The 23,571-nt window shown below is 70.0% G+C and carries 19 protein-coding genes; 12 read left to right on the forward strand and 7 right to left on the reverse strand.

The window, feature by feature from the left end:
* Positions 1 to 50: 50 nt before the first annotated feature.
* Complete coding sequence (locus AC5RWG_RS00470) at positions 51 to 272, reverse strand: DUF7455 domain-containing protein (RefSeq protein WP_493999501.1); 222 nt, start codon at positions 270 to 272, stop codon at positions 51 to 53.
* A 250-nt stretch (positions 273 to 522) separates the two neighbouring features.
* Here AC5RWG_RS00470 and AC5RWG_RS00475 point away from each other — a divergent pair, with 250 nt between their 5' ends.
* Positions 523 to 2,634 (forward strand): DNA gyrase/topoisomerase IV subunit B, encoded by a 2,112-nt coding sequence (locus tag AC5RWG_RS00475; protein WP_494013833.1) that lies wholly within the window; start codon positions 523 to 525, stop codon positions 2,632 to 2,634.
* Here the strand turns inward: AC5RWG_RS00475 and AC5RWG_RS00480 are convergent.
* Both AC5RWG_RS00480 and AC5RWG_RS00485 read right to left on the reverse strand, forming a co-directional pair.
* Positions 2,631 to 3,602, reverse strand: a complete 972-nt coding sequence (locus AC5RWG_RS00480) for a M56 family metallopeptidase (RefSeq protein ID WP_494013834.1) — start codon at positions 3,600 to 3,602, stop codon at positions 2,631 to 2,633. The two genes, AC5RWG_RS00475 and AC5RWG_RS00480, sit on opposite strands and share 4 nt — an antisense overlap.
* Before the next feature lie 5 nt (positions 3,603 to 3,607).
* Positions 3,608 to 3,997 (reverse strand): BlaI/MecI/CopY family transcriptional regulator, encoded by a 390-nt coding sequence (locus AC5RWG_RS00485; protein ID WP_493977919.1) that lies wholly within the window; start codon positions 3,995 to 3,997, stop codon positions 3,608 to 3,610.
* A 188-nt stretch (positions 3,998 to 4,185) separates the two neighbouring features.
* Here AC5RWG_RS00485 and AC5RWG_RS00490 point away from each other — a divergent pair, with 188 nt between their 5' ends.
* The 4 genes from AC5RWG_RS00490 to AC5RWG_RS00505 are packed head-to-tail and all read left to right on the forward strand — an operon-like array spanning position 4,186 to position 11,275.
* The gene (locus AC5RWG_RS00490; protein WP_494166219.1) at positions 4,186 to 5,811 is read left to right on the forward strand and encodes a cytochrome ubiquinol oxidase subunit I; all 1,626 of its coding nucleotides are present in this window, start codon (positions 4,186 to 4,188) and stop codon (positions 5,809 to 5,811) included.
* A gap of 31 nt (positions 5,812 to 5,842) precedes the next feature.
* Positions 5,843 to 6,862, forward strand: a complete 1,020-nt coding sequence (cydB, locus tag AC5RWG_RS00495; protein ID WP_494166220.1) for a cytochrome d ubiquinol oxidase subunit II — start codon at positions 5,843 to 5,845, stop codon at positions 6,860 to 6,862.
* A 5-nt stretch (positions 6,863 to 6,867) separates the two neighbouring features.
* Positions 6,868 to 10,287, forward strand: a complete 3,420-nt coding sequence (cydD, locus tag AC5RWG_RS00500; RefSeq protein ID WP_494166221.1) for a thiol reductant ABC exporter subunit CydD — start codon at positions 6,868 to 6,870, stop codon at positions 10,285 to 10,287.
* A gap of 4 nt (positions 10,288 to 10,291) precedes the next feature.
* Positions 10,292 to 11,275: a GNAT family N-acetyltransferase gene (locus AC5RWG_RS00505; protein WP_494166222.1), complete on the forward strand. Its 984-nt coding sequence runs from the start codon at positions 10,292 to 10,294 to the stop codon at positions 11,273 to 11,275.
* A gap of 61 nt (positions 11,276 to 11,336) precedes the next feature.
* Here the strand turns inward: AC5RWG_RS00505 and AC5RWG_RS00510 are convergent, their stop codons facing one another.
* Together AC5RWG_RS00510 and AC5RWG_RS00515 are read right to left on the reverse strand one after the other, a co-directional pair.
* Positions 11,337 to 11,855, reverse strand: coding sequence for a DinB family protein (locus tag AC5RWG_RS00510; RefSeq protein WP_493999509.1), 519 nt, complete (start codon positions 11,853 to 11,855; stop codon positions 11,337 to 11,339).
* Between the two features lie 9 nt (positions 11,856 to 11,864).
* Positions 11,865 to 14,363 carry a DNA gyrase/topoisomerase IV subunit A gene (locus tag AC5RWG_RS00515; protein WP_494139313.1) on the reverse strand — a complete coding sequence of 833 codons (2,499 nt, stop codon included), beginning with the start codon at positions 14,361 to 14,363 and terminating at the stop codon, positions 11,865 to 11,867.
* 47 nt (positions 14,364 to 14,410) lie between these two features.
* Here AC5RWG_RS00515 and AC5RWG_RS00520 point away from each other — a divergent pair, with 47 nt between their 5' ends.
* From AC5RWG_RS00520 to AC5RWG_RS00530, 3 genes are all read left to right on the forward strand, one after another.
* On the forward strand, positions 14,411 to 17,119 hold the full coding sequence (locus tag AC5RWG_RS00520; protein WP_494166223.1) for a bifunctional acetate--CoA ligase family protein/GNAT family N-acetyltransferase: 2,709 nt from the start codon (positions 14,411 to 14,413) through the stop codon (positions 17,117 to 17,119).
* A gap of 47 nt (positions 17,120 to 17,166) precedes the next feature.
* Positions 17,167 to 17,832 carry a DUF5998 family protein gene (locus AC5RWG_RS00525; protein ID WP_493977911.1) on the forward strand — a complete coding sequence of 222 codons (666 nt, stop codon included), beginning with the start codon at positions 17,167 to 17,169 and terminating at the stop codon, positions 17,830 to 17,832.
* A gap of 85 nt (positions 17,833 to 17,917) precedes the next feature.
* Positions 17,918 to 19,018 (forward strand): alkaline phosphatase family protein, encoded by a 1,101-nt coding sequence (locus tag AC5RWG_RS00530; protein ID WP_494167080.1) that lies wholly within the window; start codon positions 17,918 to 17,920, stop codon positions 19,016 to 19,018.
* Positions 19,019 to 19,108: 90 nt separating this feature from the next.
* Here the strand turns inward: AC5RWG_RS00530 and sepH are convergent, their stop codons facing one another.
* A complete protein-coding gene (gene sepH, locus AC5RWG_RS00535) occupies positions 19,109 to 20,545 on the reverse strand; it encodes a septation protein SepH (RefSeq protein ID WP_494166224.1) in 1,437 nt (478 codons plus the stop codon).
* Between the two features lie 324 nt (positions 20,546 to 20,869).
* Here sepH and AC5RWG_RS00540 point away from each other — a divergent pair, with 324 nt between their 5' ends.
* The gene (locus tag AC5RWG_RS00540) at positions 20,870 to 21,172 is read left to right on the forward strand and encodes a DUF4193 domain-containing protein (RefSeq protein ID WP_493987423.1); all 303 of its coding nucleotides are present in this window, start codon (positions 20,870 to 20,872) and stop codon (positions 21,170 to 21,172) included.
* A 51-nt stretch (positions 21,173 to 21,223) separates the two neighbouring features.
* Here AC5RWG_RS00540 and AC5RWG_RS00545 read toward each other — a convergent pair whose 3' ends face one another.
* Positions 21,224 to 21,730 (reverse strand): DUF3093 domain-containing protein, encoded by a 507-nt coding sequence (locus AC5RWG_RS00545; RefSeq protein WP_493999513.1) that lies wholly within the window; start codon positions 21,728 to 21,730, stop codon positions 21,224 to 21,226.
* 191 nt (positions 21,731 to 21,921) lie between these two features.
* Here AC5RWG_RS00545 and dut point away from each other — a divergent pair, with 191 nt between their 5' ends.
* The 3 genes from dut to AC5RWG_RS00560 all read left to right on the forward strand — a co-directional run bounded on the left by dut (position 21,922) and on the right by AC5RWG_RS00560 (position 23,570).
* On the forward strand, positions 21,922 to 22,386 hold the full coding sequence (dut, locus tag AC5RWG_RS00550; RefSeq protein WP_493999514.1) for a dUTP diphosphatase: 465 nt from the start codon (positions 21,922 to 21,924) through the stop codon (positions 22,384 to 22,386).
* 118 nt (positions 22,387 to 22,504) lie between these two features.
* The gene (locus tag AC5RWG_RS00555) at positions 22,505 to 23,230 is read left to right on the forward strand and encodes a DUF3710 domain-containing protein (RefSeq protein WP_493999515.1); all 726 of its coding nucleotides are present in this window, start codon (positions 22,505 to 22,507) and stop codon (positions 23,228 to 23,230) included.
* A complete protein-coding gene (locus tag AC5RWG_RS00560; protein ID WP_493999516.1) occupies positions 23,223 to 23,570 on the forward strand; it encodes a hypothetical protein in 348 nt (115 codons plus the stop codon). The genes AC5RWG_RS00555 and AC5RWG_RS00560 overlap by 8 nt, the downstream gene beginning before the upstream one ends.
* Position 23,571 lies beyond the last annotated feature (1 nt).

A 23,571-nucleotide genomic window follows, 5' to 3' on the forward strand; every position in this document is an offset into this window, starting at 1 on the left:
GTCGGACCGCTCCGGGAACGGGCTGCGGCTGCAGCCCGTTCCCAAAGAACCTATTCGGCGGCGGCGCCGGCCTTTTCGGTCAACCGGCTGGTTTCGTCCTGCCATTCCGAGGCCTTGGAGCGAAGCTGCGGCTCATGCTGCCGGGCATGGTGCCCGCAGAAGAGGAGTTCGCCGCCGGAGGAGGCCAGGACAACCCGTACATAGGCTTGGGCACCACACCGGTCGCATCGGTCCAATGCGGTCAGTTCACGGGGGGCTACTGCTGTCGTCATGATGACCTCCTTACGAGTGCGTCTATCCATAGAACCATCCGAAGCGCGGAAATCTTCGCAAGATGGGGTCACTTTCGCTCACCGCGTATCACGTGTGGGTAACAGCCGGGAGCTGCGTCACATGCCGGTCTGCGCTCCGGCGCGGTGCACAAGCCCGCCCGCAAAGGGGATTAGCCTAGTAACGGTCCGTTATTCGCGGCGGACCGCGGCCAAGGACCGCAGTTCTGTCTGCCAAGGAGCACTCGTACACGTGGCGCCAACGAAGTCTGAGTACACAGCACGCCATCTTTCCGTCCTGGAAGGGCTGGAAGCCGTCCGCAAGAGGCCGGGCATGTACATCGGATCCACTGATTCCCGCGGGTTGATGCACTGCCTCTGGGAAATCATCGACAACTCCGTCGACGAGGCGCTGGCCGGGTACGGGCAGAGCATCAAGATCACGCTGCACCCGGACGGCTCGGTGGAGATCCACGACGACGGCCGTGGCATCCCGGTGGACATCGAGCCAAAGACCGGCTTGAGCGGCGTCGAAGTAGTGTTCACCAAGCTGCACGCCGGCGGAAAGTTCGGCGGCGGCTCCTACACGGCCTCCGGCGGCCTGCACGGCGTCGGCGCCAGCGTGGTCAACGCCCTGTCCTCCCGCCTGGATGTCCAGGTGGACCGCGGCGGCAAGACGTACCAAATGTCCTTCCGCCGCGGCGAGCCGGGCAAGTTCATCGACACGGGCAGGGGGCCGGGCCCGGAGTCCGCGTTCGAGCCGTTCGTCACGGGCTCCAAACTGGAAGTGGTCGGAACCGCTAAGCGCGGCGTGACCGGAACGCGCATCAGATACTGGGGCGACCGGCAGATTTTCACCCCGGACGCCAAGTTCTCCTACGAAGAGCTGCAGAACCGGGCGCGGCAGACCTCGTTCCTGGTTCCGGGGCTGAAGATCACGCTGCGCGACGAGCGCAGGTTGGCCGGCACCGCCGGCGAGAACGGCCCGATCGAGGAAGTGTTCCACCACGACGGCGGCATCGCCGAGTTCGTCGAATACCTGGCCAACGACAGCGCCGTCACGGATGTCTGGCGCTTCCACGGCTCCGGCAAGTTCAAGGAAACCGTTCCGGTACTCGATGAAAACGGGCACAGCAAGATCGCCGAGGTCGACCGCGACTGCCACGTTGACGTCGCCCTGCGCTGGGGCATTGGCTACGACACCACGGTCCGTTCCTATGTGAACATCATCGCCACCCCCAAGGGCGGCACGCACCAGGCCGGCTTCGAACAGGCGCTGTTGAAAACCTTCCGCAAGGTGATCGAGGCGAACGCCCGCAAGCTGAAGGCCGGCAGCGACAAGATTGAAAAGGACGACGTCTTCGCGGGACTCACCGCGGTGCTCACCGTCCGCCTGGCCGAGCCGCAGTTCGAAGGCCAGACCAAGGAAATCCTGGGCACCTCCGCCGTCCGCGCCATCGTGTCCCGGGTGGTGGAGAAGGAGCTGGCCGCCAAGCTGGGGTCCTCGAACCGCGGGGATAAGGCCCAATCCGCGCTGCTGCTCGAAAAGGTCGTCAGCGAGATGAAGTCCCGCATCTCGGCCCGCGTCCACAAGGAGACGCAGCGGCGCAAGAACGCGTTGGAGACGTCCTCCATGCCGGCAAAGCTGATCGACTGCCGCACCAGCGACGTCGAACGCTCCGAGCTGTTCATCGTCGAGGGCGACAGCGCTTTGGGCACGGCACGGCTGGCCCGCTCGTCCGACCACCAGGCGCTGCTGCCGATCCGCGGCAAGATCCTCAACGTGCAGAAGGCATCGGTGGGCGACATGCTCTCCAACGCCGAATGCGCGGCCATCATCCAGGTGGTGGGGGCCGGGTCCGGGCGCAGCTTCCAGCTGGACGCGGCCCGCTACGGCAAGGTCGTCCTGATGACGGACGCCGACGTCGACGGCGCGCACATCCGCACGCTGCTGCTCACGCTCTTCTTCCGCTACATGCGCCCCCTGGTCGACGCCGGTCGCGTGTACGCCGCCGTGCCCCCGCTGCACCGGGTGGAGATCATCAACCCGGGTGCCAAGGCCAACGAGGTGGTGTACACCTACTCGGAGAACGAGCTGCACAAACTGCTCGCCACCCTGGAGAAGGACGGCCGGAAGTACAAGGAGCCGATCCAGCGCTACAAGGGCCTGGGCGAGATGGACGCCGACCAGTTGGCCGAAACCACCATGGAGCCCCGCCACCGAACGCTGCGCCGGGTGCGGATCGAGGATGCCGAAGCCGCCGAGCGTTCCTTCGACCTGCTGATGGGCTCCGACGTGGCGCCGCGCAAGGAGTTCATCGTGGCCGGCGCCTCGATGCTCGACCGGGAACGGATCGACGCCTAGGCCGCCAGCCCGGGTGCCACCAACAGGACGGTCGGCACCGCCAGCAGCAAAGCCGCGGCCAGCAGTACCGCGGACCGGGCCGCGCCGCCAAGGGCCGGAACAGGGGAGAGCAGCCGCCGCAGCCGGTGTGCGGTGACAAAGGACTCCGCCTCGGCGGCGCCGAGCAATCCCTTCGCCGGGTCGCCCAGGCTTGCGGCCGGGCCTGCCGCCGCCGGCCGCTCACCGGCAGCGACGACGGCGATCGCACGCACCAGCGTCTCGCGGGCCGACGTCTTCAGGGAATGGTCGTCCGCGAGCATCTCGATCAGCTCGTTCACCGCCGTCCGGGCCAGCTTCGAGGTGGGGAGCCAGGGCAGGGCCGCCCGCCAGGCGGCGAAGGCCCACAGCAGCAGGTCGTGGCGCTGTTCCAGGTGCGCCTTTTCGTGCGTCATGACCGCGTGCAGTTCGTCCGGCGAGAGCAACTCGAGCAGGCCGTTCGAGAGCACCGTGACGGAGCCGCCGCCGCCGGGCAGGCAGTAGGCCACCGGCGCCGGGTGGTTGATCACCAGGGTGCGCGGGGAGTCTTCGGACGGGGAGCTCAGCAGATTCAGCAGGTCGCGGTGCCGGCCGCGCTGTTTGCGGATCTTGTAGTAGGTCAGCAGCAGCGTGAAGACCAGGTGCACGGTCAGCAGCAGGGCGGCGCTGAGCGCGAACACGTGCACCAGGTCCAGCCCGGTATCCGCACTGTCGTCCAGCAGAAGGCCGGTCAGGCCCCGGAGGCCGGCCAGCAGGTGGTCTCCCAGCGGTTCCAAGCCCCACGTCAGCATGGCGCCGATCATGGACAGGCCGCCGGCCAGGGCGATGGCCTGCCAAAGCACCAGCGCCGTCCCGGGACTGCGGGCCGTCCAACGTGCCCGCGAGAGCAGGATGGGGGCAGGCCACGCCAAAATGACCGCCATGGCGGCCAGCAGGTAGGAGGCCAGGAACATTCAGCTCAGTTGGAAGAGAGGATCTTGCGCAGGGTTTCCGCTTCCTCGTCGCTGACCGTCCCGATAAAGCGGGCCAGGACGGCCTCGCGGTCCGGGGCCGAGCCCAGGACCTCGTGCATCAGCTCCACGGTGTGCTCTTCACGGCTTGTCACCGCCCGGTAGCGGTGCGGGCGGATGTCGCGGCCGCGCTGGACCAGGCCCTTCTTCTCGAGCCGGGACAGAACGGTCAGCACCGTTGTGACGGCCAGCTCCTTGCCGTCCGCCCCGTCCGCGGAGACCTGCGCCAACGTGTCGCGCAGCTCATTGGCGGTCAGTCCGGCCTCGGCCGGATCGGCGGCGTTCTGGGACCACAGCACGTCCATGACCGCCCGTTCCAAATCTCCGAGAGTAGCCATCTGGTTCCTTTTCGTCTCTTAACGTCGCATCAACGGCGCGCAGAACCTTTCTACGACCGTGCTCTTGGTCTCTAATTTACCGTCTTTCGTGCAAATGTTCTACAGTTCGTAGAAGATTAAGTTCTACGGCGTGTAGAAATGAGTTCCGGAGTAGTCCGGAACCCAGGTCAGTCCGGGAGGCAGCGGCAATGGAAGCACTTGAAATCGCGCGGTGGCAGTTCGGTATCACCACCGTCTACCACTTCCTCATGGTGCCGCTGACCATCGGCCTGGGACTGCTCGTCGCGATCATGCACACGGCCTGGTACCGCACCGGCAAGGACCAGTACCTGCGGATGACCAAGTTCTGGGGCAAGCTGTTCCTGATCAACTTCATCATGGGCGTGGCCACCGGCCTGGTCCAGGAATTCCAGTTCGGCATGGCCTGGAGCGAATACAGCCGCTTCGTCGGCGACGTCTTCGGTGCGCCGCTGGCCATGGAGGCCCTGCTCGCGTTCTTCGTCGAGTCCATCTTCCTGGGCCTGTGGATTTTCGGCTGGGGCCGACTGCCCAAAGCGGTGCACCTGCTCAGCATCTGGGGTGCCTCGCTGGCCACCGTCGCTTCGGCCTACTTCATCCTGGCCGCGAACTCCTGGATGCAGCACCCGGTCGGCGTCGAAATGATCGACGGTCGGCCGGTCATGGTGGACGTCTGGGCGGTGCTGACCAACAACACGCTGCTGGTGGCCTTCCCGCACACCATCTTCGGCGCCACCTCGGTGGCCGGCGGTTTCCTGCTGGGCATCAGCTGGTACCACCTGTGGAAGCGCCGCCGCGACGGCATCGACACCGTGGGCCCGGACGGCACGGTAGTCGTCGGATCCGACCCGGCGCGCGGCAGGGATGCGGCCGACCACAAGGTCTGGCTCCGCTCGCTGCGGATCGGCGCCGTCGTCGCGGTCGTCTCCTTCGCCGGGGTGTCCCTCACCGGGGACCTGCAGGCCAAACTGATGTTCCAGCAACAGCCCATGAAGATGGCCGCCGCGGAGGCCGCCTGCCACGACGGCACGGGCTTCTCCATCCTGACGGTCGGCGACCTCGGCTCCAACGACTGCGACGACATGGTCGCCGTGGTGGAGCTGCCCGGACTGCTCTCCTTCATGGCCAACGGCGATTTCGACACCGAGATCCGGGGCATCAACAGCCTGCTGCCGGAGTACCAGGAGCGCTTCGGAACGCACCTGCCCGACAACCCGATCTACGGCGAGCGCGCCGGCAGCGAAATCGACTACGTGCCGGTCATGGAAGTCACGTACTGGGGCTTCCGGATGATGATCACCTTCGGCATGCTGGCCGCCGCGGCCGCCGCCGTCGCCCTGTGGGTGGTGCGCAAGGGCACGGTGCCCGAATCGAAGTGGCTGATGCGGCTGGCCGTGTTCGGAATCCTGGCCCCGTTCGGTGCCAACTCGGCGGGCTGGATCTTCACTGAAATGGGCCGCCAGCCGTTCGTCGTGGCACCCAACCCGGATCCCGACGGCATCGACAACGTCTTTATGTTCACGGCCGCGGCCGTGTCGCCGGGCGTCTCGCTGGGGGAGCTGATTTTCTCGCTCAGCGCCTTCACCTTGGTCTACGGCTCGCTGCTGGTGGTGGAAGTGAAGCTGCTCGCCGCCTACTGCCGCGGCGGTGTGCCGGCGGCAATGCCCGAGCTGCTGCCCGCGGCGTCCGCGGATGGCAAGGACGACGACGGCGGCACCGGCGGCCACGGCAAGGACGGAGACGGAACGGACGGGAACGGAAAAGACCCTGATGACGTGCTCGCGTTCGCGTACTGAACCGGCTCCTACGGATCGATAAGGACGACTCATGGAAACCCTGCCCACCATCTGGTTCATTGTCATCGCCTTCTTCTGGACCGGGTACCTGTTTCTGGAAGGATTCGACCTCGGCGTCGGCATGATGATGCGCGGCTTCGCCCGGAACAACACGGAACGCCGCGTGCTGCTCAACACCATCGGCCCGGTCTGGGACGGCAACGAAGTCTGGCTGGTCACCGCGGGGGCCGCCACTTTCGCGGCCTTCCCCGAGTGGTACGCCGCCCTGTTCTCCGGTCTGTACCTCCCGCTGGTGCTCGTGCTGCTGGCCCTGATCTTCCGCGCCGTCGGCATCGAATACCGCGGCAAGGTGGACACGGACCGGTGGCGGGCGCGCTGGGACTGGGCGATCGCGCTGGGCTCGTTGGTCGCGGCCTTCGGCGTCGGGGCCATGCTCGGCCTGACCACCACGGGCCTGCCGCTCAACGCCAACGGCGACCGGGTGGGCGGACCGTTCGCCTGGTTCAACGGCTATGCCGTGCTCGGCGGGCTGGCGGTGGTCGGCTTCAGCCTGGTCCACGCGGCGGCGTTCCTGGCGCTGAAGACCGACGGCGAAGTCCGGTTGCGGGCCAAGGCGCTGGTCCTGCGCTGGCTGCCGGTGGCGCTGCTGCCGATGGCCGCGTGGGCCGCCGTGTTGGTGCTGCGCCACGGCAAGGCCGTCACGGTGGCGACGCTGTTGCTGGCCGCCCTCGGCGCGGCGGCGGCCTGGCTGCTGGCCAAGGCCGGACGGGACGGACTCTCCTTCGCCGGACTCGGCACCTTCGTGGTCGCCGGGTCGGCAACCATCTTCACCGCGGTGTTCCCCACGGTACTGCCCTCGACCATCGACGAGTCCTTCAGCCTGACGGTGGACTCGGCGTCGTCGTCGGACTACACGCTGGGCGTGATGAGCGTAGTGGCGCTGTTCGGCATCCCGGCCGTGCTGGTCTATCAGGGCTACACGTACTGGGTGTTCCGCAAGCGCGTGAGCGCCTCCGCCATCCCCGCAGCACACGCCGTCACCGCACAGTGAAGCCGGTGCTTCCGGTGGGCGCCGCCGGCAAACGGGCGCTCTACCTGCTGGGACTGGCCGCGGCCGTCAAGGCGGGCGGCTTGGTCCTGCTCGCTTCGGCGGTGGCCGCCGGGGTGGCGGGCGTGGCGGCCGGGACGTTCAGCTGGGATGCGGTCCTGCTGCCCGGCGCCCTCGGCGCCGTCCTGCGCGCGGCCGCGGCCTGGGGCCAGGACGTGGCCGCACAGCGGGCTGCGGCCGGCATCAAGGAGGACCTGCGGGCCCGCCTCGCCGCCCGGATCCTGCACGACGGCGGTGCCTCCCCGGCCGGGCGCAACGGCTCCGCCCCGGGCGAGGGCGCCCTGAGTGTGCTGGCCACCCGGGGACTGGACAACCTGGATGACTACTACGCCAAGTACCTGCCGGCCCTGGTGACCTGCGCCACCGTACCCCTGCTGGTGGGGCTGCGGATCCTGGCCGCGGACTGGGTGAGCGCGCTGATCGTGGTGCTCACGCTGCCGCTGGTGCCGGTCTTCATGATCCTGATCGGCAAGCACACCGAAGACCGGACGAAACAGGCGGCCGCGGCCTTGGACCGCCTGTCCGACCACCTGCTGGAACTGGCCCGGGGACTGCCGGTCCTGGTCGGCCTGGGGCGGGCCGCCGCGCAGACCAGGGCCCTGGCCGATGTCGCCCGCGCCTACCGGGAACGGACCCTGGCCACGCTGCGGGTCGCCTTCCTGTCCTCGCTGGCACTGGAACTGATCGCCACCATTTCCGTGGCCGTGGTGGCGGTGTTCGTGGGCATCCGGCTGGTTTACGGCGGAATGGAACTGGAAGCCGGGCTGCTGGCCCTGATCCTGGCTCCGGAGTGTTTCCAACCGCTGCGCGACCTCGGCTCGGCGCACCACGCGAGCGAAGACGGACTGGAAGCCCTCGAGCGCAGCAAGGCCGTGTTGGACGCGCCGGCGGGCCGGCCGCTGGTCGCCGCTCCGGACGCCGGGCACCGGCCCGGGGAGCGCCGCGGGGAAGCGCCGGAGCTGCGGGTTGCCGGGCTGACCGCCGCTTACCCGGGCCGCGGGCAGGTGCTGGAAGGGCTAAACTTCACGGCTCCGGCCGGCCGCATCACCGCCTTGTCCGGGCCGAGCGGCGGCGGCAAGACCACGGTGCTGGAGATCCTGGCGGGCCTGCGCCGGGACGGGGCCGGCATCCGGCTGGCCGGCCGGGTGTCCGGCCTCGACCGCGGCCGGATCGCGTGGATCCCGCAGCATCCGGTTCCCTCCGAGGCCACGGCGGCCGAGGAGGTGGCGCTGTATGCCGGGCTGGCCGGGCCGGCCGGGCGTGCAGCGGCGGAGGAAGCGCTGGCGCAGGTCAATGCCGCCGGCCTGGCGGACGCGGACACCGGCGACCTCAGCCCGGGAGAGCTGCGCCGCGTGGCCGTGGCACGGGCTTTGGCCCGGGTTGACCATGTCCCCGGGGTGGACGTGCTGCTGGCCGATGAACCTACCGCGCACGTGGATGAGCGCAGTGCCCGGGCCATCGAGGCCGCGCTGGACGGTCTCCGCGGCAGGGTGACCACCGTCCTGGTGGCCCACGACCCGGACACCGCGGCGCTCGCCGACCACGTGGTGCCGGTGGTGCCGGCGTCCGGGGAACCCGTTGCTGCCGCCCCGTCGGATACGGACGGTGTGCGGTCCCCGGCACCGGGCACCGAACGCGGCGGGCAGGCGCCCGGAGCAAGGGCGGGCTCCGGCACGGAAGCGGCGGGGGAGGACGGCGGAACCGAAGCGGCGGGGATGGACGCCGCCGGCGCCGGACCCGGCCTGTGGCGGCAGGCGGCGCTGCTGCGGCCGTGGAGCGGGAGGTTCCTGGCCGCACTGTGCTTTGGCCTCGGCGCGGCGCTCTTCGCCGTCGCGCTGGCGGGCCTGTCAGGCTGGCTGATCGTCTATGCCAGCGAACAGCCGCCGATCCTGTACCTGATGACCTCCATCGTCGGTGTCCGGTTCTTCGGGATCGGGCGTTCGGTCCTGCGTTACCAGGAACGGCTGAAGCTGCACGACGCCGTCTTCGAAAGCACCGACCGGCTGCGGATCAGGTTGTGGAACGGGCTGCTGCAGCGGCCGGCAGCGTGGCGGCGGCTGGCACGCGGCGGCGGCGCCCTGGAGCGGCTGGTCGGAGACGTGGACGAACTGCGGGACATCGCCCCTCGGGCGGTCTTCGCCCCGCTGGTCGGCCTGCTGGCGGCCGCCGCGTCCTGCGTGGCCACCTCGCTGCTGATGCCCGCGGCCCTTGGCTGGCAGCTGCTGCTCTCCGGGATCTGCATAGTGGGAGCCCCCGCGGTGACGCGCTGGGCGGACCGCCACGCCCAGGCAACCACCGTGCGGCTCAAGGGCAGGTCGCTGAACGCGTTCACGCGGCTGCTGGCGGCCGCACCGGACCTGGCCGCAAACACGGCTGCCGGGCCGCTGCTGCTGCGTGCCCGCCGCCTTGACCGGGAAGCGACCGCCGCCGTGCAGCGCAGCGCCTGGGCGCAGGGCCTGGGACACGCGCTGACGGTGCTGGCCTGTTCCCTCTCAGCCGTCGTGATGCTCGGCTCGGCGGGAGGCACGGTGCCGGGGGTGGTGGCCGTCGTCGTCCTGATGCAGTTGGCGCTGGCCGAACCTTTCATGGCGGTGAACACCGCGGTGCAGCAATGGGGCGCCTGGCGCGCCGCCGGGGCACGCGTCATTCCGGAGCTGGGCAGCGGCGGCGCGGCCCCGGCCCGCCAAGCACGGCGGGAAGCTCCGGTCGAGGCGCTGGAACTGCGCAACGCGTCCTACCGGTACCCGGGCGCGGACCACGACGCCTTCACCGGCGTGGACCTGCGGGTGGAGCGCGGTCAATGGCTGGCGGTCACCGGCCCGTCGGGGAGCGGGAAGTCCACGCTGCTCGGCGTACTGCTGGGGTTCCTGCCACTGGCCTCCGGCCGCTACCTGGTCAACGGGAGGTCCGGCGGGGCTCCGCGGTCGGCCATCGCGTGGATGCCCCAGGAAGCGTACCTGTTCAACTCGACGCTCCGCGCCAATCTGCTGCTGGCCCGGCCTGCCACGGACCCGCCGGCCGAAGAGGAGATGCGCTCGGCGCTCGCCGCCGTGGGGTTGGGCGGATTCCTGGCCGGACTGCCGCACGGGCTGGGCACCCGGATCGGCCCGGGCGGGCACTTCCTCTCCGGCGGCCAGCGGCAGCGGCTCGCCGTGGCCCGGGCGCTGCTGGCCGACTCCGATGTGGTGCTGCTCGACGAACCGGCCGCGCACCTGGACCGCGACGCCGGGGACGCGTTGCTGGCCGACCTGCGCCGCGGGCTCGCCGGCAAGGCGGTGGTCATGGTGACGCACGACGAACGGCAAGCCGCATGGTGCGGGCTTCGGCTGCAGCTGCCTACCGGCACGTATGCCGCTGCCCTAAGCTGAGGCAATGACCAATTCCGACCTGCCGGTCGTTCCCGGCGGAGCCCTGCGCTGGCGTCCCATGTCCGCCTCGGACATCGAGGGCTGGCACCGGTTGATCCAGCGGATGGCCGCGGTGGACAAACCGGTCTGGACCGAGACGACGGCGGATCTGGCGGAGGCGTTCGACGACCCTGCCAACGACCCCGCTGAGTGCACCGCCCTCGGGCTGGATGCCGGCGGGACGGTGCGTGCCGTGGGCCGGGTCTACGCGAACGCCGGCTCACCGGTCGCCCACACCTGGGGCGGGGTGGATCCGGACTGGCGCCGCCGCGGCATCGGCAGGGCGCTCTACGAGTGGCAGGCCGACCGCCAGCGGCGCCGGTTCCGCGCGGCCGGCATCAGCGGCGGCGTCCTGCGGAGCAGCACCGAGGAACAAGATCCGGCGCACAACGCGCTGATGGAAGCGGTGGGCGCCAGGGTGGTCCGCTACTTCACCGAAATGACCCGGCCGCTGGTGGAGATTCCGGACGCGCCGCTGCCGCAGGGCTTCGTCTTTGTGGACCTGGACCCGGGCGACAGCGACGCCGTGCGGCTCGCCCACAACGAGGCGTTCGCGGACCACTGGGGCAGCGAGCCGAGGGACGAGCGCCGGTGGAAGAACCTGGTGCAGCACCCTGAGACCAGGCCGGAGTGGAGCATGTCGGTGGTGGAGGCCGCCTCCGGCGAGACGGTGGCGTACCAGGTGGCCAGCTTTGATCCTCAGTACAAGCTGCAGTCAGGGTATGACGAAGGGTTCACGAACCTCCTCGGCGTCCGCAGGCCGTGGCGCGGCCGCGGGCTTGCCCAGTCGCTGCTGGCCGAAGCGATGCGCCGGTTCCGGGCCGGCGGGATGGCACACGCCGGGCTGGGCGTTGACACCGAGAACCCCAGCGGGGCGCTGGCCCTCTACACCCGGATGGGCTACGTGCCGACCCAGCGCTACCTGGACTATGAACTGCCCCTGACCTGAGCGGGCAAGGCAGCCCCGACGTCGTGCACCTACGACGTCGTGCACCGCGGCCGGGCGGCGGCTACGCCCCGACGTCGTGCAGGTGATGCGTGACGTCGTGCAGGAAGTAGCTGCCGAGCGTGACGACGGTGAAAGCCGAACCGTTGCTGCGCCTGCCGCGCCGGTCCCACTCGGCCGGGGTCACCGCATTGAAGCCGGCGGCGACCTCCGCGGCTGCTGCCGCCAGCTCCTCGGCGACGGCGCGCGGGTCCTGGCCGGCGTAACGTCCCTCAACGGCCGCGGCGTTCTGGTCCCAGTCGGCAAACTCCGGGTTGTCCTGGCCGAGCATCAGCTGCAGCCGGGCATCGAACACGCGGCAGACGTCCCGGACGTGGGCGGCGTACTCGAGCACCGACCACGTCGAGTCGTCGGGGCGGACGTGGGCGCCGGGCTCCGCCAGGGCCGCCTGCCAGCGGGGCACCGTGGCCAGCACCTCCGGGCCGATCCGGTCCGGCGTGACGCCGGCCGGGTCGAAGCCGCATTCGGGGCAGGGCCGCCCGGTGACCCACGTCCAGTCCTTGGTATCGGGGATGATCGCCATGCAGCCAGCTTAGGAGTCTTGTGACCCCTGCTGCGATAGGGCGGGGCCGACGGCGTCCACGGGCTGGGACAACGGTATGCCGGAACCGTCGCGGCGGCCGTGTTCGGTAGGCAGCGCCCGGGAGGCGCCGTTGGCCGAGCTGGCCTTCGCCGGGCCGTGCCCGGCCCACGCCAGCGAGAGCATGTCCTCGCCCTTCAGGAAGCGGTGCGCGCGCACGCCGCCGGTGGCCCGGCCCTTGGCCGGGTACTCCGTGAACGGGGTGACCTTGACCGAGCCGGGGGAGGTGCCCGGCAGGGCCTCCTGCGAGGAGGCGACGGTGACGACGACGGCGTCCGCATCCCCGGCGGCGACCGCACCGAAGAACGTCACGGTGTCTTCCGCGCCCAGTTTGATGCCCGTGACGCCGCCGGCCGTGCGGCCCTGGGCGCGCACCGTCGAGGCCGGGTAGTGAAGCAGTTGCGCCTGGCGGGTGATGAAGACCAGTTCATCGTCGTCGGCCGGGACGCTCAGGCCCACGATGTAGTCCTTGGGCTTGAGCGCGATGATCTCCCAGTCCTCCCGGTTGAGCGGGTAGTCCGGGGTCACGCGCTTGACGATGCCCTGCGCCGTGCCGAGGGCGAGGACCTTGTCCAGCGGCGCCAAGGCCACCAGCGATTCGCCCTTCGCCAGGGTCACGAACTCCTTGACCGGGACGCCCCCGGCCAGGTTGGGCGACCCGGCAGCGGCGGCGAGCACCGGCATGTCCAGGACCGGGAGCCGCAGCATCCGGCCCAGCGAGGTCACCGCTCCGATCTCGGCCCGTGCCGTGGTCCTGACGACTGACGCCAGGACGTCGTGCCGGATCCGCTGGCCGTCCGACAGGGGCTCCTGGTCCACCGTGCGGGCGAGCTGGCCGGAGGCCGAGAGCAGGACCCAGCACGGGTCGTCCGCGATCTGCAGCGGCAGGGCGGCCTTGGCGTTCTTGCCGGCGGCGGGAGCCGGCAGGGCGGTGCCGCGGAGCGGGGCGGCGGCCTCCGATTCGAGCAGCACGGTCCGCCGCGGCGTGGCGTAGAGCGCGGAAACCTCGCCCAGCTCGTCGGACACCAGCTGGCGCAGCATGGCCTCGTTGGCCAGGATTTCCTCCAGTGCGGCGATCTCGCGGCGCAGCTCGTCCTGTTCCTTCTCGAGCTCGATCCGCGAGTATTTGGTCAGCTGGCGCAGCCGCAGTTCGAGGATGTGATTGGCCTGGATTTCGGACAGGTCGTAGATGGCCATCAGCCGCTCGCGGGCGGCCGCGGCCTCGTCCGAGGAACGGATGATCTGGATGACCTCGTCAATGTCCACGATGGCGATCAGCAGGCCTTCGACCAGATGCAGCCGGTCCTTCTTCTTGCCCAACCGGAACGCGGTGCGCCGCCGGACGACGCCGATGCGGTGGCTGATGTAGACCTGCAGCAGTTCCATCAGGCCCAGCGTGCGCGGCTGCCCGTCGACCAGCGTCACGTTGTTGATGCCGAAGGAATCCTCCATCGGGGAATAGCGGTACAGCTGCGCCAGCACGGCGTTGGGATTGAAGCCGTTCTTCAGCTCGATGACCAGGCGCAGGCCGTGCTGCCGGTCGGTCAGGTCCACGATGTCGCTGATGCCCTGCAGCTTTTTGGACGTCACCGCGTCCTTGATCTTCTCGATCACCTTCTCCGGGCCCACGCCGTAGGGCAGCTCGGTGACCACCAGGCCGGTGCGGCGGGCGGTGAGCTTCTCCACCTCCACCTTGGCGCGGGTCTTGAAGGAGCCGCGGCCGGTGGCGTATGCGTCGCGGATGCCGTCCAAGCCCACGATCTTGCCGCCGGACGGCAGGTCCGGTCCGGGGACGAACCGCATGATGTCCTCGAGCGTGGCGTCCGGGTTGGCGATCAGGTGCTGGGCCGCGGCGATCACCTCGCCGAGGTTGTGCGGCGCCATGTTCGTGGCCATGCCCACCGCGATGCCGGAAGACCCGTTGACCAGCAGGTTGGGGAAGGCGGCCGGGAGTACCGCCGGCTGCATCAGCTGGTTGTCGTAGTTGGGCACGAAGTCCACAACGTCTTCGTCCAGGTGGTCGGTCAGCGCCAGGGCCGGCGGCGCGAGGCGGGCCTCGGTGTAGCGCGGTGCCGCGGGACCGTCGTCGAGCGATCCGAAGTTACCGTGGCCGTCAATCAGCGGCATGCGCAGCGAGAAGGACTGCGCCATCCGCACCATCGCGTCGTAGATGGCGGCGTCGCCGTGCGGGTGCAGCTTGCCCATCACCTCGCCGACCACGCGGGCGGACTTCACGTGCCCCTTGTCCGGCCGCAGCCCCATCTGGGACATCATGTAGAGGATGCGGCGCTGCACCGGCTTCAACCCGTCGCGGGCATCGGGCAGTGCGCGCGAGTAGATGACCGAATAGGCGTATTCGAGGAAGGAGCCTTCCATCTCGGAGGTCACGTCGATATCGACGATGTTCTCCGTGTAGTCCTCTTCGGGGGCGGGAGTCTGGCGGCGGGGCATGGGTAGAGCTTCGGTCCTTAGCTAAAAGTTGCGGATACAGTGAGTTTATGGCGCAAGAGGCTGATTCCCCGGATTATCCGGATTATTGGGAGGCGGATGTCGTGCTGCGCGACGGCGGGACGGCGCACCTGCGCCCCATCGTCCCGGCCGATGCCGAGGCCCTGCAGGCCTTCCACGTGGGGCAATCGGAGAGCTCCATCTACCTTCGCTTCTTCACCTTCAAGTCCAAGCTCAGCCCGCGCGAACTGGCCCGCTTCACCAAGGTCGACTACGTCAGCCGGGTTGCCTTCGTCATCACCATCGGCGATGAAATCATCGGGATCGGCCGCTACGACCGGCTGGACGATCCCGCCGAAGCCGAGGTCGCCTTTAATATCGCCGATGCCCATCAGGGCCGGGGGCTGGGTTCCATCCTGCTGGAGCATCTGGCGGCGGCCGCCCGGGAAAACGGCATCAGCAAGTTCTCCGCCGAGGTGCTGCCGGAGAACCGGAAAATGATCACCGTCTTCAACGACGCGGGGTACGAGGTGCGGCGCCATTTCGACGACGGGGTGGTCGCCCTCGAGTTCGACATCGACCCGACCGAGCGCTCCCGCGCCGTCATGGCCTCCCGGGAACACCGGGCCGAGGCCAAGAGCGTGGCCGCCCTGCTGGCCCCCGGATCCGTGGCCGTGATCGGCGCCAGCCGGGATTGGGGCAGCGTGGGCTACTCGCTGCTGGAGAACATCATCGAAGCCGGCTTTATCGGTCCCGTCTACGCCATCAACCCGCAGGCCTTCGAACTGAACGGCATGATCTCCCATGCCGCCATCGCCGACGTCCCGGACCCCGTGGAACTCGCCGTCGTCGCCGTCCCTTACGGGGAAGTGCCCAAGGTGGCCCGCGAATGCGCCGCCGCCGGCGTCAAGGGCATCCTGGTGGCCAGCGACGGTTTCTCCCAGGCCGGGACCGAAGGCTTGCAGCGGCAGCGCGAGCTGGTGCGCCAGGCCCGCGCCCACGGGATGCGGGTGATCGGCCCGGGCTCGCTCGGGCTCCTGAACACCGACCCGGCGGTGTCGCTGAACGCCTCCATGGCGCCCGCCATGCCCCCGCGCGGAGCGCTCGGGCTGTTCAGCCAGTCTGCGGCCATCGGCGTGCTGCTCTACACCGCCGCCAGCCGGCGCGGGCTGGGCCTGTCCTCCACGGTGTCGGCGGGGAACCGGGCCGACGTCTCCGGCAACGATGTCATGCAGTACTGGGAAGACGACCCGGCCACCCTGGCGGTAGGGCTCTACCTGGAATCCATCGGCAACCCCCGGAAATTTTCCCGCATCGCGCGCCGGCTCTCGCGCAGCAAGCCGGTGATCGTCGCCAAGTCCGATGTGATGGGGCTGCAGCTGCCGCCCGGCCATGCGGTACGCACCACCCAGGCGCCGCCGGGCGCCCTCGACGCCATGTTCCGCCAGTCCGGGGTGATCCGCGTGGAGACCAATGAAGAGCTGATGGACGTGGCGCAGGTCCTGGTCAGCCAGCCGCTTCCGGCCGGCGCCAACCTGGCCGTGTTCAGCAACTCCCTGGCGCTGGGCAACGTGGTGGCCGACGCCGCCAGGGCCCACCAGCTGGACGTGGTCCGGCGGGAGGTGGCGCTGGACCTGGATACCGGGCAGTCCACCGCGCTCCCGATGCTTCGCCGGCAGGTGCGGCAGGCACTGTCCGCACCCGAGGTACACGCCGCCGTCGTCACCCTCCTTCCCGCCACCGGCATCCCGACCTCCCGGCTGGCGGAAGTGCTGCGGGACTGCGCCGAAGAGGCGGGCAAGCCGGTGGTCGCCTCCTTCACCGGCGTGCTCGACCTGGCCGAACGGACCGACGGCCTGCTGGCCGCCGGAGGCCCGGATTCCGGCGGCGGCCTGCAGCGCGGCCTGCCCGCTTTTGCCAGCCCCGCCAGCGCCGTGAACGCGCTGGCGGCCGCGGTCCGCTACGCCGAATGGAAGGCCCGCGACCAGGGCGAGTTCCCCGAGCCGGCGGGAACGGATCCCGCCGAGGCGCAACGGCAGATCGACGCCCTGCTCGGCGGGGTCACCGGGACCGAGCTGCTGACGCCGACCCCTGCGCAGACCGCCCGGCTGCTGGGCTGCTACGGCATCACGGTTCAGGAGTCCGCCGGCTTCACGCACGACGACGAGGCCGTGGCCGCCGCCGAACGGCTCGGCTGGCCCGTGGCCGTCAAAACCACCGACGCGCGGCTGCGGCAACGGCTGGACCTCGGCGGGGTCCGGCTGAACATCACGGACGAGGCGACCCTGCGCGCCAACATCGCCCACATGCGGGCCAGCCTGGCCCCGTTCGGCGACATCCCGTTGGAAGTCCAGTCGATGGTGCCCGCCGGCCAGGCCTGCACCATCCGCTCCATCGAGGATCCGCTCCTGGGCCCGGTCGTCTCCTTCGGGCTGGCCGGCGACGCCGTCAACCTGCTGGGGGACTGGTCCCACCGGATCCCCCCGCTGAGCACCGTGGATGTGGCGGACCTGGTCCGCGGGCCCCGCGCGGCGGAGAAGCTCTTCGGCTACCAGGGCCTGCCGGCCGTGGACGTTCCGGCGCTCGAAGACCTGATCGCCCGCGTGGCGCAACTCAAGGACGAACATCCCGAAGTGGCCCTGCTGGAGCTCAACCCGGTCCAGCTCTCGGACCGCGGCCTGGCCGTGCTGAACGCCGAAGTCCGGCTCGGAAACCATGCGCACCGCACGGACAGCGCGCGGCGCGCCATGCGGGACTGAACCTGCCGGGTTGGCCATCCGGCGGCAGCGTAGGGGATTATGGAACCATGAGCCCCCTATCGACGGCCGAACGCCGCAGTCTCGACGACGCCCTCAACCGGGCCGGCTTTTACCCGCTGCTGGTTTCCGACGTGGTCCACGACGCCCTGGACGAGCGCGAGCCGCTGTCCCACCTGGTGCACCTGGAGACACACTTCGACCGCAACGAGGTGCACCGGCACATCACCGTGCTGGTGCTCACCGAGGACATGCTGGTGATCACGCACGTGGACGACCAGCAGCTGGACGACGAGGGCGAGCAGATGGTGGCGCAGATTTCCACCGAGTCGGTCCCGGTCAGCCAGATCCGCTCCGTGGTGCTCAGCTACGTCTACGCCCAGCCGCAGAACTACACCTCCGCCGACCAGGCCCGCGAACTGACTCTGGCCATCGCCTGGTCCGGCGGCCAACGGCTGGACATGGGCCCGGCCGGTTGCGGCGATCCGCAGTGCGACGCCGACCACGGCTACACGGGCAATATCGTCCAGGAAGACATCGTGCTGCGGGTCAGCGCCGAGGCCGACGGGCTGCAGGCGGTCCAGAACGCCAAGGACTTCGCCCGCGCCCTGCGCAAGGTCAGCACCAGCCACCCGGAGCCCGCCGCCGCGCCGGGTCCGGTGCAGCAGCGCCCGCGCATCGGCAACCGCCTGGTCCGCGGCCACCACGGCCGCTGATCTGCGGGATCGACGCTGCGTGACGCCGATACAGGACCCGCTTCCGGCTGCCCCCGGCTACGGCCGCAACTCCCTCGCGGAGGTCATGACCAGCGCGGCGGCCGCGCTGGGCGCCGAGGGCTTCGACAATGAGCTGCAGCTGCCGCCGGCGCGGCGTGTGTGCGTGGTCATGGTGGACGGACTGGGCAAGGCGCTGCTGAAGCAGCGCGGCGGACATGCCCCCTTCCTGCGCCAGGCCATGGACAACTCGCGGACCCTCGGCAGCGCCCTCCCCTCGACGACGGCGGCGTCCCTTGCCAGCCTGGGGACCGGGCTGGCGCCCGGCCTGCACGGCATGGTCGGCTATGACGTCCTGGACCCTGGGCAGGACAAGGTGGTCAACCAACTCGGAGGCTGGGACCCCGGGGTGGACCCGCAGGTGTGGCAGCCGCATGCCACGGTGTTCGAACGTGTAGCCGGGCAGCTGCCGGTGACCACCGTCAGCCTGCCCCGGTTCGCGGAGTCGGGCATGACCCGGGCGGCGCTGCGCGGCAGCAGGTTCGTGCCCGGCGCCACCGGCCATGCCCGGACCCAGGCCACCGCGGAAGCCTTGGCGGCTACGGACCGGGCGTTGGTGTACCTCTATTTCAACGAACTGGACAAGGCGGGCCACCGGTTCGGCGCGGCCTCGGCCCAGTGGGGGCATGCACTGGAGGAACTTGACTCGGACATGCGCCGCCTGGCCCGGCAGCTTCCGGCCGATACGCTGCTGCTGCTGACCGCGGACCACGGCATGCTCGACGTGGCCGAGGAGTTCCGTTTCGACTACTCGGCGGACCCGGCCCTGGTGGCCGGGGTGCGGCACACCGGCGGCGAACCGCGGCTGGTCCACCTCTATTTCGAACCGGACGCCACGGCCGGGCAGCGCGAGCAGGTGGCCCGTGCCTGGCTGGAGCGGTATGGGAAGCAGGCCTGGGTGTTCACCCGGGAAGAGGCGGTCAGCCGCGGGTTCTTCGGTCGGGTGGACCCGCGGGTGTTGCCGCGCATCGGAGACCTGATGGTGGCTGCCCGGGAACCCGTGGCGTTCTACGACACCCGGCGCGTGCCGGAGACCGCGATGTCCGTGGTCGGCCAGCACGGCTCGCTGACGAAGGCGGAGCGGGAAGTGCCCCTGCTGACCCTGGTGGCTCCGGGCAAACGGCGCTAGTCCGCGCCCGCAGGCAACGAGAGGTTGACGGGCCAGGCAGCCTGGCAGGCCGGGCGCCCAGCCCGGGTCTTCTCTGCAGCCGGCGGCAGGTCAGTCGTGCTTGGTGCCGAAGACGATCTCGTCCCAACTGGGCACGCTGGAGCGCTTCGGCTTGATGGAGCGCTTGGGCGGTTCCGGGGCCGGATCCTCCCGCACCGTGTCTTTGGCCCCGGGTTCGGGATCGGCGGCGGTCTCCGCGCCGGCCTGCGCCGTCCGGGCCTTTTCCGCGGCCGCTCCGCTGCTGTTTTCCACGGTTTTCAGCGGTGCCGTGGAAGGACTGACAAACTCAATCGGGTCGTCCGACGGGGCGCCCGTTTCCTGCGCGCCGCCGCCGGTCGCCGGCTCTGCGTCGGCCTCTTCCCCGGTGAGGTCGCCGTCCTGGTCGCGCACGCCGCTGCCGGTTGCCGCGGCCGGCTCGTCCCGCAGGAAACCGGGCGCGCCGGAGAGCGTGATTTCGTGCGTGTGGGTGCTGATCCCGTGCCCCAATTCCAGTGAAGAGACCGCGCCGTCGTCGTAGGCCGGGGCCAGCGTCAGCGGGAAGCCGGCGCGCGGCCGCGCGCCGGGGTCGTCACCGGAATCATCCGCGTCCTCGAACGAGTCGCGCGGGTGGGCCGCCGGAATCGGACCGTGGGTGAGCATCAAGGCCAGCGCGTCGTCGGCATCCTCGTCGACGCCCAGCCGCTGCCCCCGCCGGGAGCGCAGCACGTCCAGCAGCTCTTCCGACTCGGCGGACTGCCCGTCGTCCTGCCCGCCGTCCTCGTGCCCTGCCGGCCCGAGGTCCGGGTCCGCGCCGGTGTCGGCTTCGAAGTCGAAGACATGGTCGGTGACGGCCTTCAGCCGGCGTCCGGGGACCGGGCCGTCCACGGTTTCGAGCTCGCTCAGCTGCTGCGCCCACCGGTTGGCGTTCTGGATGGTGCGGCGGGCCGCATGGAAGACCCAGCGGGCGGGCGGTTCTTCCCCGATGGAGTCGGTGGCGGGAGCCGCCGGCGCGGTGAAGGACGCCACAACTTCCCACGTGCCGTCGCTGCGCCGCCAGGAATCCCAGTTCATCGACTCCGGGTCGATGCCGAAGGCGTGGATCCGGTGGTCCACCATTTCTCCCAGGGTGGCGGGCTCGTCGCCGAAGGCGGACCGGTAGCCGTCGTGGCCGGGCAGCGGGCCGGCGACTTCCACCTTGCGGGCCTGCTCGACGATGTAGTGGCGCTCGGCGAGGACCGGGCTTTCATAGCGCCGGATCCGCTGCAGGTCGAGGCCGGATTCGGCCGCGACCTCCTCGGCCGTGGCGCCCGCTCGGATGCGCGCCTGGATTTCGCGGGGGGACATACCGGCGTCCGACGGTTCGCCGGCCCCGGGAGCGCGCGTTGTTGTCGGTCGGAAGACCGCTGTGCGCAGGGCTTCGTCTATGGCCAGACGGTAGTCGTCCCCACCTGCGCTCAACAGCAGATGTTCGCCATCCTCATGGACACCCACCAGCCGTAGATCCTGCATGAAAACCCTCCACCAGACGACACTTTATGCCTGAAACTCTGCCACCCATACCGGGCTTTTCCTATTGTTTTCGCGGGTGTGGCGCGGAGTTTGTGGCCAAGGTCGCCCCGGCCGGGCGCCGCGTCCGAAGGCGGCCGTGAACGCCCTGCGGCCCCCGGGTTTGGCAGGCGCACCGAAATCGGCAAGAATCTTCGCGTCACGGGCACAAAATCGACGGCGAACGCGTTGAGCCTGTGCACAGATCGTCAGGCACGGGCACGTGTCCCGGAACCGGGGGCCTGACGTGAAACTGGACCGGACCACCGGAGTGGGAGCAAAACAACAATGGCCACTGACTACGACGCCCCGCGGAAGCCTGACGAAGAGACCCACGAGGAGTCCATTGAAGAGCTGAAGTCGCACCGGCGGACCGACACGCAGTCGGCCGTCGTCGACGAGGACGAGGCCGAGGCGGCCGAGGGGTTCGAGTTGCCCGGCGCCGACCTCTCCGGCGAGGAACTGCTGGTCCGCGTACTCCCGGCCCAGCAGGACGAGTTCACCTGTGCTTCCTGCTTCCTGGTCCGCCACCGGTCGCAGGTGGCCAAGGAGAAAGACGGGCTGCTCTACTGCCGGGACTGCGAGGGGTAGCCGCCGGCAACCACGGGACCGGCCCCGCCGGGGGCCCGCCCCCCGGGGCCGCTAGGACGCGTCCGCGGCGGGGCGGTTCAGGGCCGCGGCGAGCTGCTGCGGCCGGCGCGTGGAGGCGATCCAGTAAGGGGTCAGGTCCGTCTCGTCGGTGATTTCGATGGTGACCACCGGATCGATCCAGCCGCGCATGCACATGTACGCGGTGCCGTTCAGCTTGGGGCCGCGCTGCTCGGTGGCAGCCTCGCCGGTGAACGCTTCCACCCGCCCCACGTAGCGGCGCTCGATCTGGGCGCGGCCCACCTGCAGCATGGTGTCGGTGACCAGGATCCGCGGCGTGGAAGCGATCAGCAGGACGGCCAGCAGGATGGCGGCGACGACGGCGCCGATGATGCCCGCGGTCATGCTGATCGGTGCCAGCATGACGATGACCGCCGCGGCGGTGCCGGCGGCGATGAGCCAAACCCAGAAATTGGGCCACAGCCGCTCATCGAAGTGGGTCACGGAGGAAGGACCGCCGGCGGGACCGGAGCCGCCTGCAGGGGTCGCGGGTTGTGTCATGGACTCAGCTTTTCACCTTTTGACAGGCATTTCACCTTGCTCCCGGCGGGCCCCCGGATGCCCGCCCGCCCGCGGGCGCCACGGTTGAAAACGCGCTAGAGTGATGTGCGGAATATCTCAGCGGGCCCGGCCCTTGGCGGCCGCAGTCTTCCCGCCGCCACATCCGCAATCGCAAGGACAAACGATCACGAGTGCAGCAGACAACTGAAACGCTGACGGTCCAGCTGAAAATGCTCGACGACGGACTGGAACCGCCCGCCTACGCCCACCCGGGGGACGCCGGGGCCGACCTGCGGAGCCGAATCGATTTCCGGATCGCCCCGGGGGAGCGTGTCCTGGTGCCGACGGGCGTGGCGCTGGCGCTGCCGCACGGGTATGTTGCCCTGGTCCACCCACGCTCCGGGCTGGCCGCCAAGCACGGACTGACCATCGTCAACGCCCCCGGCACCGTGGACGCCGGTTACCGGGGCGAGATAGCGGTCACCTTGCTGAATACCGATGCCAGTGAAACGCTCACATTCAAGCGGGGGGACCGGATCGCGCAGCTGGTCATCCAGAAGGTGGAGACGGCCGCGTTCGAACGCGTCGCCGAGCTCCCGGATTCGACGCGGGGGGCCGGCGGATTCGGATCCACCGGAGGGTTCGGCGCCGGTTAGTTCCGCACGCGCGGTGCGGCGGGCACGCACCTGCGCGCCTGCCCGCCGCAGGCGGCATCCCCTCGGCGCAGACATTGAGCAACCCGGTGCAGGACCGGAGGAAGAGGAATCTCACGTTATGGCATTTGGGCGTTCCAAGAAGAGGAACCAGAACGACGGCGAAGGGCCGGAAGCCGCCGCGGCCGCACCTGGCGAGGATGCCACGCGGCCGGCGCCGGACAGCGGTCCCCGCCGGAACGGCCCCTACGACGACTCCGAGCAGGACACCGGTAACGGCTACCTGGATTTGGGCGCGCTGAAGGTCCGTCCCCGGGAGGGCCTGCAGCTGCGGCTGGAGGTCGAGGAAAAGTCCAAGCGGGTCGTTGCGGTGACCCTGGACCTGGCCGGTTCCAACTTGCAGCTCCAGGCATTTGCCGCGCCGAAATCCGAGGGGCTGTGGAAGGAAATCCGCACCCAGATCGCGAGTTCCGTGGGGTCACAGGGCGGCACGGTCCAAGAGATCGACGGACCGATGGGCACCGAGGTGGTGGCCAAGCTGCCGGCACAGACCGCCGACGGGAAGCAGGGCTTCCGGGTGGCCCGCTTCCTCGGCGTCGACGGGCCGCGCTGGTTCCTGCGCGGCGTGATCGGGGGACCCGCCGCGCTGGACCGGGCCAAGGCCGCGGACCTCGAGGAACTCTTCCGTTCCACCGTGGTGGTCCGGGGCTCGCAGCCGCTGCCGCCCAAGGACCTGCTGCAGCTCAAGATGCCCAAGGGCGTCCCGGGCCCGCCGCAACCCGAGGCGCCGCGCAACCCCGGACTGACCGCGCCCGAGCGGGGCCCGGAGATCACCGAGATTGGCTGACCGCTCCCGCGTCCATCGCGGCCCTGCGGACAGCCCCATCGCCCGGCTGCCAGAGCGCGGCCACGTCGCCGGAACCGGGTTGGTTGAGGCGATCACCATCGCGCCGCCGGGGCAGCCGCCGCGGTTTGCCGCCGTCGTCACCGACGCGGGCCAGCAGGAGCCGGGCAAGTCCCGTGACGGCGGGCACCCGCGGGTCCGGCTGGTCTGGCTGGGGCAGCGCCGCGTGCCCGGCATCGCGGCGGGCATCCGGTTGGCCTTCGAGGGAATGCTGTTCAGGGTGGAAGGAACCGCCACCATCTACAATCCGCGCTACGAGATCCTCAGCCCGTTGGAGAATTAAC

The organism is Arthrobacter sp. Y3221160 (assembly GCF_059092585.1).